The organism is Roseomonas indoligenes (assembly GCF_017813365.1).
In the GTDB taxonomy this organism is placed as follows: domain Bacteria; phylum Pseudomonadota; class Alphaproteobacteria; order Acetobacterales; family Acetobacteraceae; genus Roseomonas; species Roseomonas indoligenes.
Map to the genome: position 1 here is coordinate 41,842 of NZ_JAGIZA010000020.1, position 19,736 is coordinate 61,577.

General features: G+C 71.7%; 16 protein-coding genes. 11 read left to right on the forward strand and 5 right to left on the reverse strand.

Going from position 1 to position 19,736, the window contains the following annotated elements; translation table 11 throughout:
* Window positions 1-48 precede the first annotated feature (48 nt).
* Together J5Y10_RS23210 and J5Y10_RS23215 are read right to left on the reverse strand one after the other, a co-directional pair.
* Window positions 49-1,017 carry a Bug family tripartite tricarboxylate transporter substrate binding protein gene (locus J5Y10_RS23210; RefSeq protein WP_209376507.1) on the reverse strand — a complete coding sequence of 323 codons (969 nt, stop codon included), beginning with the start codon at window positions 1,015-1,017 and terminating at the stop codon, window positions 49-51.
* Between the two features lie 41 nt (window positions 1,018-1,058).
* A complete protein-coding gene (locus J5Y10_RS23215; RefSeq protein WP_209376508.1) occupies window positions 1,059-2,033 on the reverse strand; it encodes a tripartite tricarboxylate transporter substrate binding protein in 975 nt (324 codons plus the stop codon).
* Window positions 2,034-2,225: 192 nt separating this feature from the next.
* Between J5Y10_RS23215 and J5Y10_RS23220 the strand changes: the two genes are divergently transcribed.
* The 11 genes from J5Y10_RS23220 (at window position 2,226) to J5Y10_RS23270 (ending at window position 15,982) form a co-directional block, all read left to right on the forward strand.
* On the forward strand, window positions 2,226-2,906 hold the full coding sequence (locus J5Y10_RS23220; RefSeq protein ID WP_209376509.1) for a GntR family transcriptional regulator: 681 nt from the start codon (window positions 2,226-2,228) through the stop codon (window positions 2,904-2,906).
* 10 nt (window positions 2,907-2,916) lie between these two features.
* Window positions 2,917-4,176, forward strand: coding sequence for an NAD(P)/FAD-dependent oxidoreductase (locus J5Y10_RS23225; RefSeq protein ID WP_209376510.1), 1,260 nt, complete (start codon window positions 2,917-2,919; stop codon window positions 4,174-4,176).
* A 20-nt stretch (window positions 4,177-4,196) separates the two neighbouring features.
* Complete coding sequence (locus J5Y10_RS23230) at window positions 4,197-5,342, forward strand: NADH:flavin oxidoreductase/NADH oxidase (protein ID WP_209376511.1); 1,146 nt, start codon at window positions 4,197-4,199, stop codon at window positions 5,340-5,342.
* A gap of 14 nt (window positions 5,343-5,356) precedes the next feature.
* On the forward strand, window positions 5,357-6,892 hold the full coding sequence (locus tag J5Y10_RS23235) for an amidohydrolase family protein (RefSeq protein ID WP_209376512.1): 1,536 nt from the start codon (window positions 5,357-5,359) through the stop codon (window positions 6,890-6,892).
* Window positions 6,892-9,234: a xanthine dehydrogenase family protein molybdopterin-binding subunit gene (locus J5Y10_RS23240; RefSeq protein ID WP_209376513.1), complete on the forward strand. Its 2,343-nt coding sequence runs from the start codon at window positions 6,892-6,894 to the stop codon at window positions 9,232-9,234. Before J5Y10_RS23235 ends, J5Y10_RS23240 begins: the two co-directional genes overlap by 1 nt.
* On the forward strand, window positions 9,231-9,992 hold the full coding sequence (locus J5Y10_RS23245; RefSeq protein WP_209376514.1) for an FAD binding domain-containing protein: 762 nt from the start codon (window positions 9,231-9,233) through the stop codon (window positions 9,990-9,992). The genes J5Y10_RS23240 and J5Y10_RS23245 overlap by 4 nt, the downstream gene beginning before the upstream one ends.
* Window positions 9,989-10,471, forward strand: a complete 483-nt coding sequence (locus tag J5Y10_RS23250; RefSeq protein ID WP_209376515.1) for a (2Fe-2S)-binding protein — start codon at window positions 9,989-9,991, stop codon at window positions 10,469-10,471. The genes J5Y10_RS23245 and J5Y10_RS23250 overlap by 4 nt, the downstream gene beginning before the upstream one ends.
* A gap of 58 nt (window positions 10,472-10,529) precedes the next feature.
* A complete protein-coding gene (locus J5Y10_RS23255; RefSeq protein WP_209376516.1) occupies window positions 10,530-11,561 on the forward strand; it encodes an ABC transporter substrate-binding protein in 1,032 nt (343 codons plus the stop codon).
* A 254-nt stretch (window positions 11,562-11,815) separates the two neighbouring features.
* Window positions 11,816-12,769 carry an IS5 family transposase gene (locus J5Y10_RS23260; RefSeq protein ID WP_209376517.1) on the forward strand — a complete coding sequence of 318 codons (954 nt, stop codon included), beginning with the start codon at window positions 11,816-11,818 and terminating at the stop codon, window positions 12,767-12,769.
* Between the two features lie 144 nt (window positions 12,770-12,913).
* Complete coding sequence (locus J5Y10_RS23265) at window positions 12,914-14,494, forward strand: ABC transporter substrate-binding protein (protein WP_209376518.1); 1,581 nt, start codon at window positions 12,914-12,916, stop codon at window positions 14,492-14,494.
* A 120-nt stretch (window positions 14,495-14,614) separates the two neighbouring features.
* On the forward strand, window positions 14,615-15,982 hold the full coding sequence (locus J5Y10_RS23270) for an amidase (RefSeq protein ID WP_209376519.1): 1,368 nt from the start codon (window positions 14,615-14,617) through the stop codon (window positions 15,980-15,982).
* A 142-nt stretch (window positions 15,983-16,124) separates the two neighbouring features.
* Here J5Y10_RS23270 and J5Y10_RS23275 read toward each other — a convergent pair whose 3' ends face one another.
* Genes J5Y10_RS23275 through J5Y10_RS23285 form a run of 3 tightly spaced genes read right to left on the reverse strand, consistent with a single transcriptional unit; the run spans window position 16,125 to window position 19,686 of the window.
* Complete coding sequence (locus J5Y10_RS23275) at window positions 16,125-17,030, reverse strand: polysaccharide deacetylase family protein (protein ID WP_209376520.1); 906 nt, start codon at window positions 17,028-17,030, stop codon at window positions 16,125-16,127.
* The gene (locus J5Y10_RS23280; protein WP_209376521.1) at window positions 17,027-18,025 is read right to left on the reverse strand and encodes an NADPH:quinone oxidoreductase family protein; all 999 of its coding nucleotides are present in this window, start codon (window positions 18,023-18,025) and stop codon (window positions 17,027-17,029) included. Before J5Y10_RS23280 ends, J5Y10_RS23275 begins: the two co-directional genes overlap by 4 nt.
* Window positions 18,026-18,039: 14 nt before the next feature.
* Entirely contained in the window at window positions 18,040-19,686 is a 1,647-nt protein-coding gene (locus J5Y10_RS23285; RefSeq protein ID WP_209376522.1) for a class I adenylate-forming enzyme family protein, read from the reverse strand.
* Between the last annotated feature and the right edge of the window lie 50 nt (window positions 19,687-19,736).

Here is a 19,736-nt window from a genome sequence, read left to right on the forward strand (position 1 = left end):
CCCAGCGCCGGCTTCAGCAACGGACGCTGGGCACTACCTCAGACTCCCTCACATCCAGGGCTTGCGGGCCCACATGGCGCGGAAACGCATATCCTGCGCCCGCAGGGAGGCCGCGTAGGGCTCTCCCACCACAACTTTCAGCGGCTGTTGGGTACGGGCACAGAGGGCAATGTACTCGGGATCGCGCGAGACCTTGTCGATAGCGGCCGAGATCCGAGCCGTGACCTCCGGCGGGATGCCGCGCGGGCCGACGAAGCCGCGCAGGCTGCCGATGCTGATGTCCAGGCCCTGCTCCCGGAAGGTCGGCAGGTCCGGGGCCATGGCGGAACGCTCCTCGGCCATCACGCCCAGCATCCGCCAGGGCTGGCCGGCGGACATGACCAGCGCCTCACCGAGATTGGCGGCGGTCCCCACCACCTGGCGCTGGGCGAGCGCCACTACGCCCTGCGGCAGGGCGTTGTAGATCACGGTGGAGAAGGAGACCTCCGCCGCCATCTCCAGCATCCGCACGCTGAGAAAGCTCGTCGATCCGCGCCCCTGGGCGGCGATGGTGACGCCATCCGGGTCCTTCCGAGCCGCCGCCAGCAGTCCGGCCACATCCCGGATCCCGCTCTCCGGGTGCACGGCGATCACGGCCGGGTCCTCCACGAGGCTGGCGACGAAGGTGAAGCTGTCCAGCGACCAGCGCGGGTTGCGCTCGATCGGGATGGTGACGAGGCCGGGGGTGTTGAGGATGCCGTAGGTGTAGCCGCCCGGCCTCGCATCGGCGACGGCGTTGATCCCCACCTCGCCCCCGGCGCCCGGTCGGTTCTGGATGACGAAGGGCTGGCCCAGCTCCCGTTCCAGGAACTGGCCGAGGGTGCGAGCCGTCACGTCGTTCCCGCCGCCCGCGGCGAAGGGCACCACCAGCGTCACGGGATGGTCCGGCCAGGCGGCGCGGGCGAGGCGTGGCATGGCCAAGCCGGTGGCGACGAGGGCGAGCGTCTTCAGCGCAGCGCGGCGGGGCGTGCGGGTCATCGGGGCCTCTTCTGTGTGGGGCGGCGTCTCGTAGGGGCGGGTCAGCGCGTCCATGGCGCGGCCTGCCACATGCGGCGGTAGGCCTCGTCCATGCGCCGCAGGGTGGCGGAGTATTCAGCGCGGGGCAGGTAGGAGATGGGCTGCATCGTCCGCGCGCACGCGGCCCGGTACTCCGGATCCGCCACCACGCGCCCGATCGCGGCCGAGAGGACTTCCAGCACCGGCTCCGGCACGCCCTTCGGTGCGCCGATGCCGCGCAGGCTGCCCATTTCGATGTCGTAGGCGGCCTCTCGGAAGGTCGGCAGGTCGGGCGCCAAGGAGAGGCGCTCCGGCGCCATGACGCCGAGCGGACGCCAGGGCTGGCCGGCCGTCATTATCATGCTCTCGCCGAGATTGGCGGTGGATGCGACGACGTCGCGCTGCGCCAGCGCGAGTATGGATTGTGGTCCGGCCAGATAGGTAACCGGCTCGAACCGCACGCCCGCCGCCATTTCCAGCAGCCGGACGCTGAAGTGGCTGGCCGAGCCGAGGCCCTGCGTGGCGACTGTCACTGCCCCCGGCTGGCGCCGTGCGGCTTCGACTAGGTCGGCGATGCTGGCGATAGAGCTGTCCGGGCGTACGGCGATCACCGCGGGGTCGTTCACGATGCCGGCGATCGGCTCGAAGCTGTCCAGCGTCCAGCGTGGGCGGCGCTCGATCGGGATGGTCACGACGCCCGGGGTGGAGAGGTTGCCGAGCGTGTAGCCGTCCGCCCTCGCGTCGGCGACGGCGTTGAGGCCAATCTCGCCGCCAGCGCCCGGGCGGTTCACCACCGCCACCGGTTGACCCAGTTCTCGCTCGAGGAAGCCGGCGAGGGTGCGTGAGGTGATGTCGTTCCCGGCCCCCGCGCCGAAGGGGACCACAAGCGTCAGCGGCCGGTCGGGCCAGGCGGCAGCACGGCCCGGGCGGGGCGCCGATAGGGCCGCGAGGCCGAGGCCCCGGCGCGACAGGCGCGGGAGGCGCGCGGGGGTTGGCATGGGAAGGGGCTCCACAGGCGCGGCCCCGGCCGGCCATGCGGCCGGTCGGAGGGGGAAACGGGACTGTGCGCGCTGGCGGAGCGCGGCGGAGGGTCCTCTTCCCGGGACCGAACTACCTTGGCAGGGGTGGTATACCGCTGTTATACCGCCCCTGCCAAGTGTTCCGGGGCCGTCCCGGTGAGGGAGCCGCGCGTGCAGGGAACGGAGGTCGCGACCGCTGGCGCCTCGCTTGCTGGCAGCATGGCCGAGAGCGCCTACGCGCACCTGCACGAGATGCTGCTGACGCACCGCCTGCCGCTCGACCAGCCGATCTCCGAGCGCGGCCTTGCCGCCGACCTCGGTATCTCCCGTACTCCGCTGCGCGAGGCACTGCGGCGGCTGGAAGGGGAGGGGCTGCTGGAGCGCCTGCCCGGCGGCGTGCTCCGCGCACGCCGCATCACGGTGGAGGAGTTCCTGGAAATCCAGCAGCTCCGCCGCCTGCTGGAGGGCGAGGCCGCCGCTGCTGCCGCCGGGGCGGTGGAGGCCGAAACCCTCGCTTCCCTGCGCGCCCGGATCGCCGCCCTCCTGGCCACGCCGGACCGCCCGCTTCCCGAAAGGCAGGAGGAGCGGCTGGCGATCGACCTGGACCTGCACCGTGCCATCGCCGCCGCGGCTGGCAGCGTCACCCTGGCGCGCCTGCTCGAGGATCTGCGCCGGCGCATGCTGCTCTTCACCACCCCGCGCGCGCCGGACCGGCTGGAGGAGGTCTGCGCCCAGTACGGCGCGATTATCGACGCTCTGGCAGCGGGCGACAGGGAAGCGGCGCGGGCGGCGATGGCGGAGCACGTGGATGCACTGCGCTCCGGCATCCTGCGCCACTTGGCCAGGCTGTGAGGCGCGTGCCGTGAGCGCCGGCGCATCCGGTGTCCTCGTCGTCGGGGCCGGCGTGGCCGGTCTCTCGGCGGCGCTGCACCTGCTGCGCGCGGGGCAGGCGGTCACGGTGCTGGACCCCGGCCCGGCGGGAACCGGCGCCTCCTTCGGCAATGCCGGGATGATCAGCGCGGCGGTGGTGGCCCCGGCCTCCGTGCCGGGGATTGTCCGGCAACTGCCGCACTGGCTGCTGGATCCCTCCGGTCCGGTCGCCATCCGCCCGTCGCGCCTGCCGGGCGCGCTGCCTTGGCTGCTGCGCTGGCTCGCGGCCGGGCGGCTCGGGCGGGTGCGCGCTATCTCCGCAGCGCTGCACGCGCTGCACCGGCATTCCTTCGCGGAATGGCGGAACCTGCTGGGCGCCGCGACGGCGGACGCGCTGCTGCGCCCCTCCGGCCAGGTGCTGGGCCTGGAGGCGCCCGCCCGCCCCGAAACCGCGGCGCTGGACCGGGCTCTGCGCGAGGGCGCCGGCATCCCTTCTGAGATGCTGGACCGCCCGGCGCTGGAGGCGCTTTTCCCCGGCCTCGCCCCCTCGGTGGGGCGCGGCCTCCTGCTGCCGGGCAACGGCTACTGCGTGAACCCCGGCCGGCTGATCGGCCTGCTCGGCGAAGCCGTGCGGCGGGCGGGCGGGGCGATCCTGGCGGAGCGGGTGCGGGCGCTGCGGCCCGAAGGCGATGGCTGGCTGGCGACGACGGAGGCCGGCGACCACCGCGCCGCGCGCGCCGTGGTCGCGGCCGGCGCCTGGTCCCCTCCGCTGCTGCGCCCGCTGGGCCTGCGCCTGCCGATGGAAGCGGAGCGCGGCTACCACGCGATGCTTCCTGATCCCTCCGTCGAGCTGCCAATGCCGATCTCCGTGCGCACCCGCGGCCTCGGGCTGGCACCGATGGAGCACGGGTTGCGGGCGGCCGGGCTGGTGGAGATCGCGGGACTGGATGCACCGGCCGACGAGCGCCGGGCGCAGCGCTTGGCCGCCGGGGCGCGGGCCCTGTTTCCCGGGCTGCGCCACGGGCCGCCGACGCTGTGGATGGGTCCGCGCCCCGGCCTTCCCGACAGCCTGCCGGCGATCGGCCCCGTGCCGGGCCGCCCCGGCCTCTTCCTCTGCACGGGACATGGCCATTTCGGCCTGACCAGCGGCCCGGTGAGCGGACGGCTCCTCGCCGCCCTCCTCACCGGGCGCGCGGCGCCCATCAATCCCCAACCCTACGACCCGTCGCGCTTCGGCGGACTGCGCCGATGACGCGCCAGGAACGGATTGCCATGCCCGACGAGACCCCCGCCCCCCTCCTCTTCGCGTCCTACACGATGCGCGGGGTCACGCTGCGCAACCGCATCGTGGTCTCGCCCATGTCCCAGTATTCGGCGGTGAACGCCGAGCCGACGGACTGGCACCTCGTTCACCTCGGCAAGTTCGCCATGGGCGGCGCGGGGCTGGTCTTCTGCGAGGAGACCTCCGTCTCCGAGCGCAGCCGCAAGACCTATGATTGCCCAGGCATCTACACCGACTCCCAGGCAACGGCCTGGCGCCGCATCACCGACTTCATCCGGGCGCAGGGCTCGGCCTCCGCCATCCAGCTCGGCCATGCCGGGCGCAAGGTGGCGACGCGCGCCCCCTGGGACGGCTTCGCGCCGCTGAGCGAGGCGGATGCGGCAACGGGCCGCGCGCCCTGGTCCGGACTGGCCCCCAGCCCCATCCCCTTCCGCGAGGGCGCGATGGTGCCGAAGGAGATGGACGCGGACGACATCCGTTATGTGATCCAGGCCCATGTGGACGCGGCGAAGCGCAGCCTGGATGCCGGCTTCGACGTGATCGAGATCCACGGCGCGCACGGCTACATCATCCAGCAGTTCCTCTCGCCCGCCACGAACCAGCGCAAGGACGGCTATGGCGGCGACCGGCAGGGCCGGATGCGCTTCGGGCTGGAGCTGATCGAGGCGGTGCGCGCCGCCCTGCCGGATCCCGTGCCGCTGCTCTTCCGCGTCTCCTGCGTGGATGGCGGCGGCTGGGGGATGGACGACACCGTGGTGCTGGCGGCCGAGCTGAAGGCGCGCGGCGTGGACGTGCTGGACTGCTCCTCCGGCGGGATCGAGGGGCCGCTGACGCTGCACATCGTGCCGCGCGTGCCCGGCTACCACGTGCCCTTCGCGGAGCGCATCAAGGCGGATACGGGCATCTCCACCATGGCGGTGGGCCTCATCACCGAGGCGCACCAGGCGGAGGGCTACCTCCAGGCCGGAAGCTGCGACCTGGTGGCGCTGGCCCGCGAGATGATGTGGGACCCGAACTGGCCGGTGCACGCCGCCGCCGCGCTCGGCGTGCCGAAGCCGCACGAGCTGCTGCCACGCCCCTATGCCTGGTGGCTGCAGCGGCGCGAGGACGTGCGAGCCCTGAACCGCGGCGCCTGAGAGGAGCGGCAAGGATGGACACCACACTGCTCCCCGAGGGCACCACCCTCCTCATCGCCGGCGCCAGGGTGCTGCTGCCGGACGCGGACTGGCACGCGCCCGGCACCGCCGACATCGCCATCGGCGGCGACCGCATCCTCGGCATCGCCGGCCGCTTCGCGCCGCGCCCGGGCGAGGCGCCGCCGGAGACGCTGGACGCGCGCGGCCACTTGGTGATGCCGGGCTTCGTCAACGCGCACTACCACTCGCACGACGTGCTGGCGAAGGGCACGCTGGAGGAGGTGCCGCTGGAGCAGTGGCGCCTCTACGCCCTGCCCGCGCAATATCCGCCGCGATCGGTGGCGGAGGTGCGGGCGCGCACCATGCTCGGCGCGCTGGAATGCCTGCGCAGCGGCATGACCACCGTGCAGGACATGCTCACCCTCTACCCCTTCGATCCGGCGCATCTGGACACGGTGATCCGGACCTATGAGGAGCTGGGCATCCGCGTCGTCTTCTCCCTGCAGTACGGGGACCGGAAGGGGCTGGATACCGTGCCCTTCTGGAAGGAGATCTTCCCGCCGGAGCTGCACCCGCTTCTCTCCTCCGCCGCGGAGCCGGAGAAGAACTTCGACCTGCTCTCCTATTTCGAGGAGAACTGCCTCAAGGCCCCGGCGCGGAGCACCGTGCACTGGGCGCTCGGCCCCTCCGCGCCGGAGCGCTGCACGCCCGGGCTGATGGCGCGCACGACGGACCTGGCGAAGCGCTACGACCTGCCGGTCTACTCCCACATCTACGAGTCCAAGGGCATGGCCCTGCAGGCCCGGCACGAGTTGGGGCAGTATGGCGGATCGCTGATCCGCCGCCTGCACGCGGAGGGCGCGCTGGGCCCGCACATGAACTTCGCCCACTCCGTCTGGCTGGCCCCCGACGAGATCGAGATCCTGGCGGAGACCGGCGCGGGCACCGTGCTGAACCCGCAGGGCAACCTGAAGATGAAGTGCGGCATTCCGCCCATCCGGGGCCTCATGAATGCGGGCGTGAGGATCGGGCTGGGCTGCGACAACTGCTCCTGCTCCGATGCCCAAAACATGTTCGTGGCGATGAAGCTCTTCTCGCTGCTCTCCACCGTCAGCGACGTCATCAAGGGCCCGCCGCCGGCAATGCCCGCACTGCGAGCGGCAACGGAGGGCGGCGCGGACGGCGCGCGGCTGGGCCACCTGATCGGCCGCATTGCGCCGGGCTACAAGGCGGACCTGACGGTGATCGACCTCGCCGACCCCAGCTTCGTGCCCATGAACAGCATGGTGCGCCAACTGGTGAACGTGGAGGCCGGCCGCGCCGTGCGCCACGTGATGGTGGACGGCAAGTGGGTGCTGAAGGACCGCCGCGTCACCACCGTGGACGAGCGCGCGATCTTCGAGGAGGTGGCGGCCGTCATGCCGACCTTCCGCCAGGACTTCGCGGAGATTACCGCGCGCGTCGCCCGCCTCCAGCCCTGGCTGGATCAGGCGCAGGCGCGGATGGACGCGTCGGACGTCGGCATCCAGCGCCTGCCGCAGCTGAGCTGATGGACGGCGCCGCGCCCGCCGAGGGCTGGATCGGCACGCGCCTCCTCCGCAAGGAGGATGCGCGCTTCCTCGCCGGCAAGGGCCAGTTCCTCGCCGATATCCGCATGGCCGGGATGGAGGATGTCTGCTTCGTCCGCAGCCCCGTGGCGCATGGCCGGCTGAACGGGATCACGAAGCCGAAGGGCGCCGTGTTCGCCGCTGGGGACCTGCCGCCCTTCCAGCCCCTGCCCGCCGGGCCGGACCTGCCCAGCTACCGCACCGTTCCCTATCCACCGCTGGCGACCGATATGGTCCGCTTCGTCGGCCAGCCCGTCGCTGCCTGTCTCGCGCCCACGCGCGCGGCGGCGGAGGACCTGGCCGGGCTGGTGGAGCTGGACATTGCAGAGCTGCCCGCGGTGGTGGATGCGCGCGCGGCCATGCGCCCTGGCAGCCCCCTGGTGCATGAGGGCTGGCCGGACAACGCCTTCATCACCAGCGGCGCCCATGGCGGCGAGTTCGACGCCCAGCGTGCCGCCGCGACCGTCAGCATCCGCCGAGACCTGCGGATGAACCGGCAGGCCGTGGTGCCGCTGGAGCCGCGCGGGGTGCTCGCCTACTGGGACCACCGGCTGGACGAGCTGGTCGTCTACCTCTCCAGTCAGGCGCCGCACGTCATGCGGATTGGGCTGGCGCAGGTGCTCGGCCTGTCGGAGCACCGGCTGCATATCATCGCGCCCGATGTGGGCGGCGGCTTCGGCGCCAAGAACCGGCTGATGCCGGAGGAGATCGTGGTCTGCGCCCTCGCGCTCCAGCGCGGCACGCCCGTGCGCTGGCTGGAGGACCGGCGGGAGAGCTTCCTCTCCGCCCCCCAGGCGCGCGGGCACGTCTATGACCTGACGCTGCACGCGGACGCCGATGGCAACCTCCTCGCGCTGGAAGGCGAGGTGCTGATCGACGCGGGCGCCTACGCCCTCTGGCCCACCGGCGCCTTCGCGGAGGCGAGCATGGCCGTGCGCAACCTCACCGGCCCCTACCGCATCCCCGCCATCCGGCTGCGGAACGCGACGGTGGCCACCAACAAGCCGCCTATGGGCGCCTATCGCGGCGTGGCCCGCCCCGGTGCCTGCTTCGCGATCGAGCGGATGATCGACGAGGTGGCGCGGGCGCTGGGGATGGAGCCCGCGGAACTGCGCCGCAGCAACCTGCTGACGCCGGAGGAGCTGCCCTACCGCACCGCCGGCGGCATGCGGCTGGACAATGGTGACTACCCCCGCGCGCTGGAGACGGCGCGGGAGATGATCGGGCTGGACGCCGTCCGCGCCCGCCAAGCCGCCGGGGAGCCGGATGGCCGCCGCGTCGGCATCGGCTTTGCCCTCTACGCCGAGCAGAGCGGGCACGGGCTGAAGGAATGGGCCCGCCGCGGGGCGCGCGTGCTGCCGGCCTACGACACCAGCACGGTGCGGCTGATGCCGGACGGCTCCGCCCAGGTGCTGGTCGGCATCCAGAGCCACGGCCAGGGGCTGGAGACCACCCTGGCGCAGATGGCCGCCACCGCCCTGCAGCTGCACCCCGACCGCATCGCCATCCGCCACGGCGACACCGCCGTCAGCCCCTTCGGCTTCGGCACCTTCGCCTCCCGCAGCACCATCTTCGCGGGCGGCGCCGCCGTGCGCGCCTGCCGCGTGTTGGCGGAGCGGCTGAGGATCATCGGCGCGCACCTGCTGCAGGCCGATCCCGCCGCTGTGGTGCTGGCTGATGGCGAGGTGCGCCACGGCAGCGCCGCCGTCTCCTACGCCGAGATCAGCCGGGCCGCCCATGTACGGCAGGAGCTGCTACCCGCCGGCATGGACCCGGTGCTGGAGGCCACCGCTACCTATGAGCCGCCGGAGAGCGAGGGCACCTTCTCCTACTCCTGCCACGCCGCCTTGGTGGCGGCGGACCCGCTGACGGGCGCGACCGAGGTGTTGGACTACGTCGTGGCCGAGGATTGCGGGACCATGGTCAACCCGATGATTGTGGACGGGCAGGTCTATGGCGGCGTGGTGCAGGGCATCGGCACCGCGCTGTTCGAGGAGATCCCCTTCGACGAGGGAGGGCAGCCGCTGGCCACCACCTTCGCCGACTACCACATGCCCTGCGCCTCCGAGATGCCGCGCATCCGCATCGCGCACCTCGTGACGCCCTCCACAATCACGGAGTTCGGCGTGAAGGGCATGGGGGAGGGAGGGGCGATCGCCCCGCCGGCCGCCATCGCCAACGCCCTGGCCGATGCCTTCAAAGCGGAGGGCGCGGAGTTCAACGAGACGCCGTGCAGCCCGCGCCGCGTCACGGCGGCGCTGGACGCCGCGGGAGTGGCGCCATGAAGCCCTCCGCCGTCACCTGGAACCGGGCGGAGAGCCTAGAGGCCGCCGCCACCATCCTGCAAGACGACGTCTCCGCCATGCCGCTGGCGGGCGGGCAGTCCCTCGTCGTCATGCTCGGCCTGCGCGTCACCGCGGCGGAGCGGCTGGTGGGAATCGCCCACCTGCCGGAACTGGCCGGCGTCTCGGAAGACGGCGCCGTGCTGCGGATCGGCGCGGGCGTGACCCATGCCGCGATCGAGGACGGACGCATCCCCGACGCTACGGACGGGCTGCTGGCCCGTGTCGCCTCCGGCATCGCCTACCGCGCCGTCCGTAACCTCGGCACGATCGGCGGCTCCCTTGCGCTTAGCGATCCGGCGGCGGACTGGCCAGTGGCGCTGCTGGCGCTGGAGGCGACGGTCGTCACCACCGCGCGCCGCATCGCCATCGGCGAGTTCCTGCAGGGCGCCTACGCCACGGCGCTGGAGACGGGCGAGCTGATCCGCGCCGTGGAGATCCCGCGCTTCACCCCCGGCACGCGCTGGGGTGCGTACAAGGTTGCGCGCAAGGCCGGCGCCTTCGCGGACAGCCTTTGCGTCGTCGTGCAACGCCCGGGCGCCGCGCCGCGCATCGCCCTCGGCGCCACCGCCCACGGCGCGGTGCTGCTGGCCGCCGGCACGGCGGAGGCCATCGCGGCGGCCGATCTGGATGCGGATGTCTTCCGCCGCCGCTGCCATCTGGCATCCGTCACCCGCGCCCTGAAAGGGATGGAGGCATGAGGCTCTCCCTGCACGTCAACGGCACGACGCGGGCGGTGGAGGCCGAGCCGCGCGACACGCTAGCCGACACGCTGCGCGACGGCGCCGCCCTCACCGCGCTGCACCTGGGTTGTGAAGGGGGAAGCTGCGGCGCCTGCACCGTGCTGCTGGACGGCGAGCCCGTGCGGTCCTGCATCGTCCTCGCCGTCACCGTGGAAGGGCGGGAGGTCCGCACGCTGGAGGGCCTGGCCGGCGATTCCGTTACGGAGGCGCTGAAGCGCGCCTTCCACGAGGAGCACGCGCTGCAATGCGGCTACTGCACCCCGGGGATGCTCGTCACCGCTCGCGACATCCTCCGCCGCTTCCCGGGCCCGGACGAGGCAATGATCCGCCGCGAGCTGGCCGGGCAGATCTGCCGCTGCACCGGCTACATGGGCATCGTCGCGGCCATCCGCCGCGTGGGCGAGGCCCTGCAGGAGACATCCGGAGCCGGTGCGTGACGACATGGGCCACAGACGCAAGCCAGCACCGCCGCCATTTTCCCGAAAGGTCACGTCCATGCTGAACCGCAAGCAGTTCCTCCAGGGCGCGCTCGGCGCGCTGCTGGCACCCACCGTCAGCCGCACCGCGGCGGCCCAGACCACCGCCATCCGCTGCGTGCTGAATTGGTCGCTCGCCGGCGATACAGCGCCTTTCTTCCTGGCTGCCGACCGCGGCTACTTCGCCGAAGAGAAGCTGGAGGTCACGCTCGACACCTCCAACGGCTCGGGCGACGCCGTGACGCGCGTGGCCTCCGGCGCCTACCAGATGGGCGTGGCGGACGTGGCCACGCTGGTGGATTTCGCGGTGCGCCAGCCGCAGGTGGCGCCGCGCACGGTGATGATGCTCTTCGACCGCTCGCCCCAGGCGATCATGGCCATGAAGCGCAGCGGAATCACAAAACTGTCCGACCTGCCGGGCCACGTCATGGGCGTCGGCACCTCCGACGGCGCCTCCCGCCTTTTTCCCGCGCTGCTGCGCAAGAACGGGCTGGATATCAACCGGATCGAAAAGAAGTCCATCACGCCGCCGCTGCGCGAGCCCATGCTCATCACCGGCCAGGTGGACGCTGCCTGCGCCTACGACTTCACGAGCTGGTTCAATCTCAAGGCCCGCGGCGTAAAACGCGAGGACGTCAGCATCCTCTACTACGCCGATAACGGCTTAGACCTCTACGGCAACTCCATCATCGCCGGCCGCCCCATCCTGGAGAGCAACCCGGAGGCCGTGCGCCGGTTCACCCGTGCCGCCGCGAAGGGCTGGCGCGACGCCATGGCCGAGCCCGCCGCCGCGGCCGCTGTGCTGAAGAAGAGGTCCGCCCTGATCGATATCGCCATCGAGACGGAGCGCGTAACCTGGATCCGCGACAACGAGGTCCGCACGCCCTACACCCTGCAGAACGGTATCGGCAGGATCGATCCCCAGCGGCTGCGCAGCGACATCGCTACCTTGGTGGGCGGCTTCGGCCTTTCCACCACGCCGGCGCTGGAGACGATCTACGACGACCGCTTCCTGCCGGACATCGCGGACCGGGTCATCCGCGCTGACTGAGGTCCTTGGGCATATAAGCAGGTCCGACTGGATGCGGATGGTTTTCTGACTGGCTCGCGATCATCCGGGGCGTGATGTAGGCCCTCCCCGCTGGCGATCGCTCCGCGTGCCGGCGGGAACTTTGGACGGCCGAAACCGGATGAAGGCGAGTCCACAGTGCGGGCGCCGCAGGAGAGGTGTGCGTTGCGGGAGCATTGATCTGGACGTTCGAGTTCTGCGCGGCCTTGTTGCATATTCCTTGCAGGTAGGCCTGCATGAGCAAGGCAGTGGTACATGGTGAGCGTCCCAGGGCGCGCTATCGGACCCGGAACTGGCGTGAGTACGACCGAGGGCTGATTGCCCGCGGCGACCTGACGGTGTGGATCTCGCCGGATCTGACCTGGCATGTGGAGGAGGGCACGGGGCGGCGAGGTCGGCCCCGGGTCTTCACGGACGTGGCGATCCAGGCGGTGCTGACGCTGAAGGTGCTGTACCAGCTACCGCTCCGGGCAGCCCAGGGCATGGCGGGGGGCCTGATCCGGCTCGCCGGGCTGGACTGGAAGGTGCCCCATTACAGCACGCTCTCGCGGCGGCAGAAGGACCTGACGGTCACGATCCCCTATCGCGCCCGGGGCGGACCGCTGCACCTCATCATCGACAGCACTGGGTTGAAGGTGCTCGGCGAGGGCGAGTGGAAGGTCAGGAAGCACGGGGCGGACAAGCGGCGGGTGTGGCGCAAGGTGCATTTGGTGATCGATGCCGACAGCCACGAGGTCAGGGCCGTCGAGATGACGGACCACCGGCACGGCGATGGCGAAATCGTCCCGGGCTTGCTGGCGCAGTTGCCGAAGGCGGAGCAGATCGGCGTCATCAGCGGTGACGGCGCTTACGATACCCGCGGCGTCTACGAGGCCTCGGCCGCCCGCGATGCGGCTCTGGTCGTGCCGCCACGGCGCAATGGCAAGCCGTGGAAGGCGCGAACCGCCGGGGCGGCTGAGCGCAACGAGAGCCTGCGCGCCATCAAACGCCTCGGGCGGCGGCTCTGGAAACGCTGGAGCGGGTACCACCGCCGCAGCCTGGCCGAGACCGCGATGTCTCGCCTCAAGCGCCTGGGCGAGCGCCTGTCTGCCCGCGATCCGGCTCGTCAGGTCGCCGAAGTGCAGATCCGCTGCGCGATCCTGAACACCTTCAACGCCCTCGGTATGCCCGACACCGTCGCTGTGGCCTGATCAAACCGTCAAAGACCGAGCCACGTCCGCGAGTTGAATTCTGCAACAGCGCCCAGCGGGACGGTAGCTGGGGGTGAAATGCCGATTGCGGCATCCGTCTTGCAGCACCGCCGTCGAGTTATCGTGAAAGGTCCGGATATGAACATGTCCCGCCGCTGCGTTTTCGGCATTGGCGCCGCCCTTGCCCTGGCGCGTCCCGCCCTCTCCCAGGGTGCGGCCGCGCGCACGCTGCGCTTCGTGCCGCAGGCCAACCTGGCGAATTTCGACCCGATCTGGGGTACGCAGTTCGTCGTCCGCAACGCCGCGGCGCTCGTCTGGGACACGCTCTTCGGCGTCGACACGAATCTCATGCCGCAGCACCAGATGCTGGAGGCGCACGAGGTCTCCCCGGATGGCCTGACCTGGAGCTTCCGCCTGCGGCCAGGCCTGCGCTTCCACGACGACACGCCCGTGCTGGCGAAGGACTGCGTGGCCAGCCTCGCCCGCTGGTCCGCGCGCGACCCGATGGGGCAGATGGTGCGGGCCATCCAGCAGGAGCTCGTCGCCGTCGATGACCGCAGCTTCCGCTGGGTGCTGCGCCGGCCCTACCCGAAGCTGCCGCTCGCGCTCGGCAAGACCAACGGCCCCTGCGCCTTCATCATGCCGGAGCGGATCGCGAGCACCGATCCCTTCCAGCAGATCACCGAGTATGTCGGCTCCGGCCCCATGCGCTTCCTGCGCGGCGAGTGGGTGCCCGGCGCGAAGGCGGTGTTCGAGCGCTTCCCCGGCTATGTCCCGCGCGACGAGCCCGCCGCCTGGCTGGCCGGGGGCAAGCGCATGGCGGTGGACCGCGTCGAGTGGACCATCATGGCCGATCCCGCGACGGCCGCCGCCGCGCTGCAGAACGGCGAGGTGGACTGGTGGGAGAACCCGATCGCGGACCTCGTCCCGCTGCTCCGCCGCAACCGGCAGGTGGTGGTGGACATCGCGGATCCGCTCGGCAACATCGGCGCGCTGCGGATGAACTGCCTGCATCCGCCCTTCAACGACGCGCGCGTGCGCCGCGCCCTGCTGATGGCGATGGACCAGGAGGACTACATGCGCGCGCTGGTCGGCGACGACACGGGCATGTGGAAGCGCCTGCCGAGCTTCTTCACGCCGGGCACACCGCTCTACACCGAGGCCGGGGGCGAGATCCTCAAGGGCCCGCGCCGGATCGAGGAGGCGCGCCGGCTCGTCGCCGCCTCCGGCTACGACGGCGCGCCGATCGTCATGCTGGTCGCGCAGGACGTGGCCATCGTGAAGACGCAGGGCGACGTCACCGCCGACCTCCTCGGCAAGATCGGGATCAAGGTGGATTACGTGGCCACCGACTGGGGCACGGTCGGCACGCGCCGCGCGAGCAAGGAGCCGCCGTCGCGCGGCGGCTGGAACATCTTCTTCTCCTGGTTCGGCGGCGCGGACTGCGCGACACCGGCCAGCTACACCGCGCTCCGCGCCAACGGCGAGGGCGCCTGGTTCGGCTGGCCCAGCAGCGAGGCCGTGGAGGCCGGGCGCGACGCTTGGTTCGCCGCCGCCGACCCGGCGGCCGAGAAGGCGGCGATGGACCGCGTCAACACGGCCGCCATGAGCGACGTGCCCTTCGCGCCCACGGGGTTCTTCCTCGCCCATCAGGCGTGGCGGCGGAACGTGTCGGGGGTGCAGAAGGCGCCGCTGCCCTTGTTCTGGGGTGTCTCGAAGGGCTGATCCGCGCGGCGGCCGCGTGCTCCGCCGCCTTCCCGCATCCTGGCGGGAGGGGGCGGCGGCCTGGCTTGCCTTGCTGGCCTGCCCCCTGTTCCATCCCGACCCCCGAGGAGACCCGCTGCCATGTCCGATCGCGGCAGGCCGACGCCCCGCCCTTTCTTCCCGGCCAGCGCCGGCTTCGCCGAAGGCCGCTCCACGCCCCGCGCCTTCCTGGAGGGCTGCCTGGAGGAGCTGGAGCGCTGGGAACCCGCCGTCGGCGCTTTCACCAACACGGCGGTGAAGGAGGCGCGGCGCGCCGCCGATGAATCCGCCGGGCGCTGGAAGGCCGGCCGCCCCCGTTCCGCCATTGACGGCATGCCGGTGGGCGTGAAGGACATCATCGACACGGACGACATGCCGACCGGCAACGGATCGCCACTCTATGACGGCTACCGTCCGCGCTTCAGTGCCGCCAGCGCCCAGGCGCTGCGCGAGGCCGGGGCCGTCATCCTCGGCAAGACCGTGACGACGGAGTTCGCCTCCACCCAGCCGCGCGGCACCCGCAACCCCTGGGACCTCGCCCGCACCCCGGGCGGCAGCAGCAGCGGCTCGGCCGCCGCGGTCGCGGCGGGCATGGCCTCGGGCGCCCTCGGGACGCAGGTGGTCGGCTCCATCATCCGCCCCTCCGGCTTCTGCGGCGTGCACGGCTTCAAGCCGAGCTTCGGCGGCATCAACCGCGGCGGCAGCCTCGACTTCCTCAGCCAGAGCTGCACGGGCCCGATCGCCGCCAGCCTGGCGGATGCCTGGATCCTCGCCCGCGCCATCTCGGCCGAGGTGGGCGGCGACCCCGGCCATCCCGGCCTCGGTGGCCCGCTGCTGCCGCCGCCGCCGCGCGCCCCGCGCCGCCTGGGGCTGCTGCGGACCGCCGGCTGGGCGGTGGCGGGCGAGGGCGCCCGCGCGGCGCTGGAGGCCGCGGCGGCGGCGCTGGGCCGGGCCGGGGTGGAGGTGCTGCGGCCGGAGACCCACGGGCCGCTGGCCGCGCTGGAGGCGGCGGTGGCCGGGGCCCTGCCAGAGACGCAGCGCATGCTGGCCTGGGAATGGCGCTGGCCGCTAAACGCCTTCGTCGCGCGGGACCGCGAGGCCCTCAGCACGTCCACGCGCGACCGCGCGGAGGTGGCCCGGCGCATCACGCGCGACGAATACGCCTCCCTCCTGCAGCGCCGCCGTCATGCGCGCGCGCTTCTCGCCGCGGTGATGACGGAATGCGACGCACTGATCGGCATCACCGCCCCCGGGGCGGCGCCGGTCGGCCTCGGGGCGACGGGTGACCCTGCCTGCGCGGCGGCAGGCTCCTACTTGGGAGGGCCAGTAGTCGCCCTGCCGCTGCTGTGGGATGAGGACCTGCCGCTCGGCCTCCAGCTCCTAGGTGCCGCGGGCGCGGACGAGGAACTCTTCGCGCATGCTGCATGGCTAGAGCGACAACTAGCAGTAGGAGCTGCCGGCAAGTCGTAATGAGGCTCCGGCCCAGACTTGTTGCCGCGGCAGCCTGCGGGCGCGGGGAAGTTTGACACCGGCTTCGTTGGATAGCGTTGAAGCAGAGGAAGACGGGAAACAGGAGTAGCCCTTATTCGTCTGCACAGGACGGGCTATCAGCTCAGGGTAGCTCCTCGCTCCCGGGTACCACGCCCTTTGGCAGGCTCCGCACATAGGCCGTCAGCTCGCCCGGGCGGGTGATCCACAGCTTGTCGCGCTGCTTCAGCACGTGCTCCAGGGCGCGGCGCAGCTGCCGCAGGCGGTAGGGCTGCCCGATCACGAAGGGGTGCAGGACGATGCTGCAAACCAGCGGGTACTTCGCCGCTTGGTGCAGCAGCTCGTCGAAGTGGTCCGTGATCATGTTTGCGAACTCGCGCCCGGAGTGCTGCCGGTACACCTGGGCGGGGCTGTCGTTGAGCTCGACGGAGTAGGGCACGGAGAGGATCGGGCCGGAGCGGGTGCGCATCCAGAAGGGCTGGTCGTCCGCCGGCCACTCCATCACGTACTCGAAGCCCTCCTCGACCAGCAGGTCGGGAGTGGCGTTGCTCTCGGCGAGCCAGGGGCCGAGCCAGCCCTTGGGGCGCGCGCCGGAATGGCGGCGGATGCCCTCGGCGCTCTCGGCGATGAGGCGGCGCTCATCCTCCTCCCACAGCCCGTCCTGGCGCTCCGCGTTCGTGCGACCATGGCCGACGAACTCATCCCCGCGCTTCAGCAGGGCCGGAGCGATCTCCGGGCACATGTCCAGGGCCGCGGTGTTCACGTTGTGGGCGCAGGGCAGGCCCAGCTCGTCCAGCAGGTCCAGCAGGTACCAGAGGCCGACGCGGTTGCCGTAGTCGCGCCAGGCGTAGTTGCGCTGGCTCTGCGGTGCGCCGATCGTCGCGCTGTCGCTGCCGAGCCCCGCGCGGAAGGCGTGGTGCTCGATGTTGTTGCAGATGAGGAGCGCGAGGCGCTTGCCGCCGGGCCACTCATAGGTCGGGCGCTGCGGGATGGCGCTGTGGTCGTAGCGCGTCTGGGACGGAAGCTTCATGCGTTTGTCTCCACCGTCATCACGATGCGCTCCTTCACGCCGCGGTCCAGCAGGGCGGCCAGGGCGTCCTGCGCCTGGGAGAGCGGATAGGTGCGGAAGACCGGGGCGTGGAGCTTGCCCTCGCCGTGCAGGGCGAAGATCTCCTCGAAGCAGCGGCGGGCGAGATCCGGCATGCGCTTGCGGTAGTCGCTGATCTGCAGCCCGCTGACCTCGATGTTCTTTACCAGCAGGTAGTTGGCCTTCACCGAGGGGATGCGGCCGGCCGCGAAGCCGATCACCACCAGCCGGCCACGCCAGGCCATGGCCCGCAGCGCGGCGTCGAAGATGTCGCCGCCGAGCATGTCCAGAACCACGTCGGCCCCCGCGCCGCCCGTCTCCGCCTGGACCTGATCGCGCAGGCTGTCGCGCAGGTTCTCGCGCGAGAGGTCGATCACGGCATCCGCCCCGGCCTCTCGCACCAGGTCGGCCTTGGCCATGGAGGAGACGCCGGCCAGCACCTTCGCGCCGAAGGCCTTGGCGAGCTGGACCGCGGCGATGCCGACGGCGCCGGTGGCGCCCAGCACCAGCACGGATTCACCGGGCTGCACCCGGCCGCGCTCCCGCAGGCCGAACCAGGCGGTGTCGGCGGCGAGCGAGGTGGAGGCGGCCTCCTCGAAGCTCATGGAGGCGGGCAGGGCGTAGCACTGGTCGGCGGGGGCCAGGGCGTACTCGGCGTAGCCGCCGATTTCCGCCATGGCGAGGACGCGGTCCCCGACGGAGAGGCCGGTGACGCCCTCCCCAAGCGCCGCCACCGTGCCGGCCGGGCCCTTGCCGGGGGTGAAGGGGAGTTGGGGCTTGAACTGGTAGTTGCCGGCGATGACGATCGTGTCCACGAAGTTCGCGGCCACGGCGCCGACGCGCACCAGCACCTCGCCCTTCCCCGGGGCGGGCACCGGCCGCTCGTCCACCGAGACGCGGTCGATCCCGCCGAATTCGTGCACCACCACGGCCTGCATGGGTCTTCTCCCGGTCAGGCGCGGGCGGGCAGGCGGACGGGGCGGGGGCTCAGCTCCCCCGCCTCCAGCCGCGCGGCCATGGCGCGCTTGAGGATCTTGCCGCTAGCGGTCAGCGGGATCTCCTCCACCGGCAGGAAGTACTCGGGCTGGTCGTACTTCGACAGGCCGGCGGCATCGAGGTGCAGCAGGATCTCCTCGGCCTCCGCCGATTGACCGGGGCGGAGCTGGACGGCGAGGCACACCTTCTCCCCCAGCCGTTCGTCCGGCACGGGAAGCGCGGCGGCGCGCAGCACGGCGGGGTGCTGCATGGCCAGGGTCTCGATCTTCGCGGGGAAGATGTTGTGGCCGCCGCGGATGATCACGTCCTTCTTGCGGCCGGTGATGCGGATATAGCCCGCCTCGTCCACCCAGCCGAGGTCGCCCGTCATGAACCAGCCATCGGCGTTGAAGCTGTCCTCCGTCGCGCCCTGCTCGTCGAAGTAGCCGAGCATGAGGGAGGCGCCGCGGCCGCCGATCTGGCCGGTCTCGCCGGCGGGCAGCTCCTGCTCCGGGTTGTCGCGGGAGAAGACGCGCACCTCGTAGCCCGGGCAGCACTTGCCGGAGGTCTCCGTCATTCGCTCCAGCGGGTCGTTCGGCAGGGTGTAGTGGTGGGAGGAGGCCTCGGTCATGCCGTAGCCGCTCTGGGGCGTTACGCCATGTTCCAGCAGCCCGGCCACCACGGCCTTCGGCACGGCGGCCCCGGAGACGCGGAAGCCGCGCACCCGGCCAAGGGTCTTCATGCCCCGCTGACGCATCTCGTGCAGCAGGTCGATAGCGTGGGTGGGCACGCCGACGAGGTAGGAGGTGTCCGTCTCCACCAGCCGGTCCAGCAGGGACTTCCCGCGCGGCAGGTCGTGGATTACCAGTTCTGCCCCGCAGAGGAGGGCGATGACGAGGGAGCCGAAGCCGAGATTATGGGAGAGGGGGGAGAGGCTGGCGATGACGTCCTCCTCCCCCAGCGACCAGTCCGCCACGATGGCGCGGGCATTGCCGAGCAGCGTGTTGTCGCTGTGCATCACACCTTTCGGCTGGCCCGTGGTGCCGGAGGTGAAGGCGAGATAGACCACGCCGTCCGGATCGGGCACAGGGGGCGCGTCGCTCCGCTCGCCGTCATAGGGCCAGAGGTCCTCACCGTTGGACTTCTCCAGCCGGACGACACGCTTCAACGTCGTCAGGCCCTTCACCGCCTCGAAGAGGTCGTGGCGGTCGGCATCCGCGCCGTGGCCGGGCTCGGCGATGAGGGCAGCGGCGCGCATGCGCTCCAGCAGCCCCGCCACCTCGGCTACCGTGTGGTCCCGGTGCAGGGAGGGGCAGAGGACAAGCCCATCCCGCGAGCAGGCGAGGAGGGCGACGGCCACTTCCACCCGGCTGGGCAGCCAGGCGGCGACGCGCTGGCCCTGACGCAGCCCGGCGGTGCGGAGATCGGCCGAGAGCCGGTCCGCGGCGGCCACCAGGGCACCGATCGTCACGCGGCGGCGGGCATCGCGGATCGCGGGAGCGTCGGGGGTGCGGGCGGCGCGGTCGGCCGCGATCCGGTAGATCGTCTCCTCCCGCCAGAAGCCGGACTCGTAGCCCTTGCGCAGACGCTCTCGGCTGAGGGTGGTGAGGAGGGTGTTGCTCATGCGCCCCGCCGGTCCAGGTAGGATGTAATGTCAGGACATTAAGGCGGTGG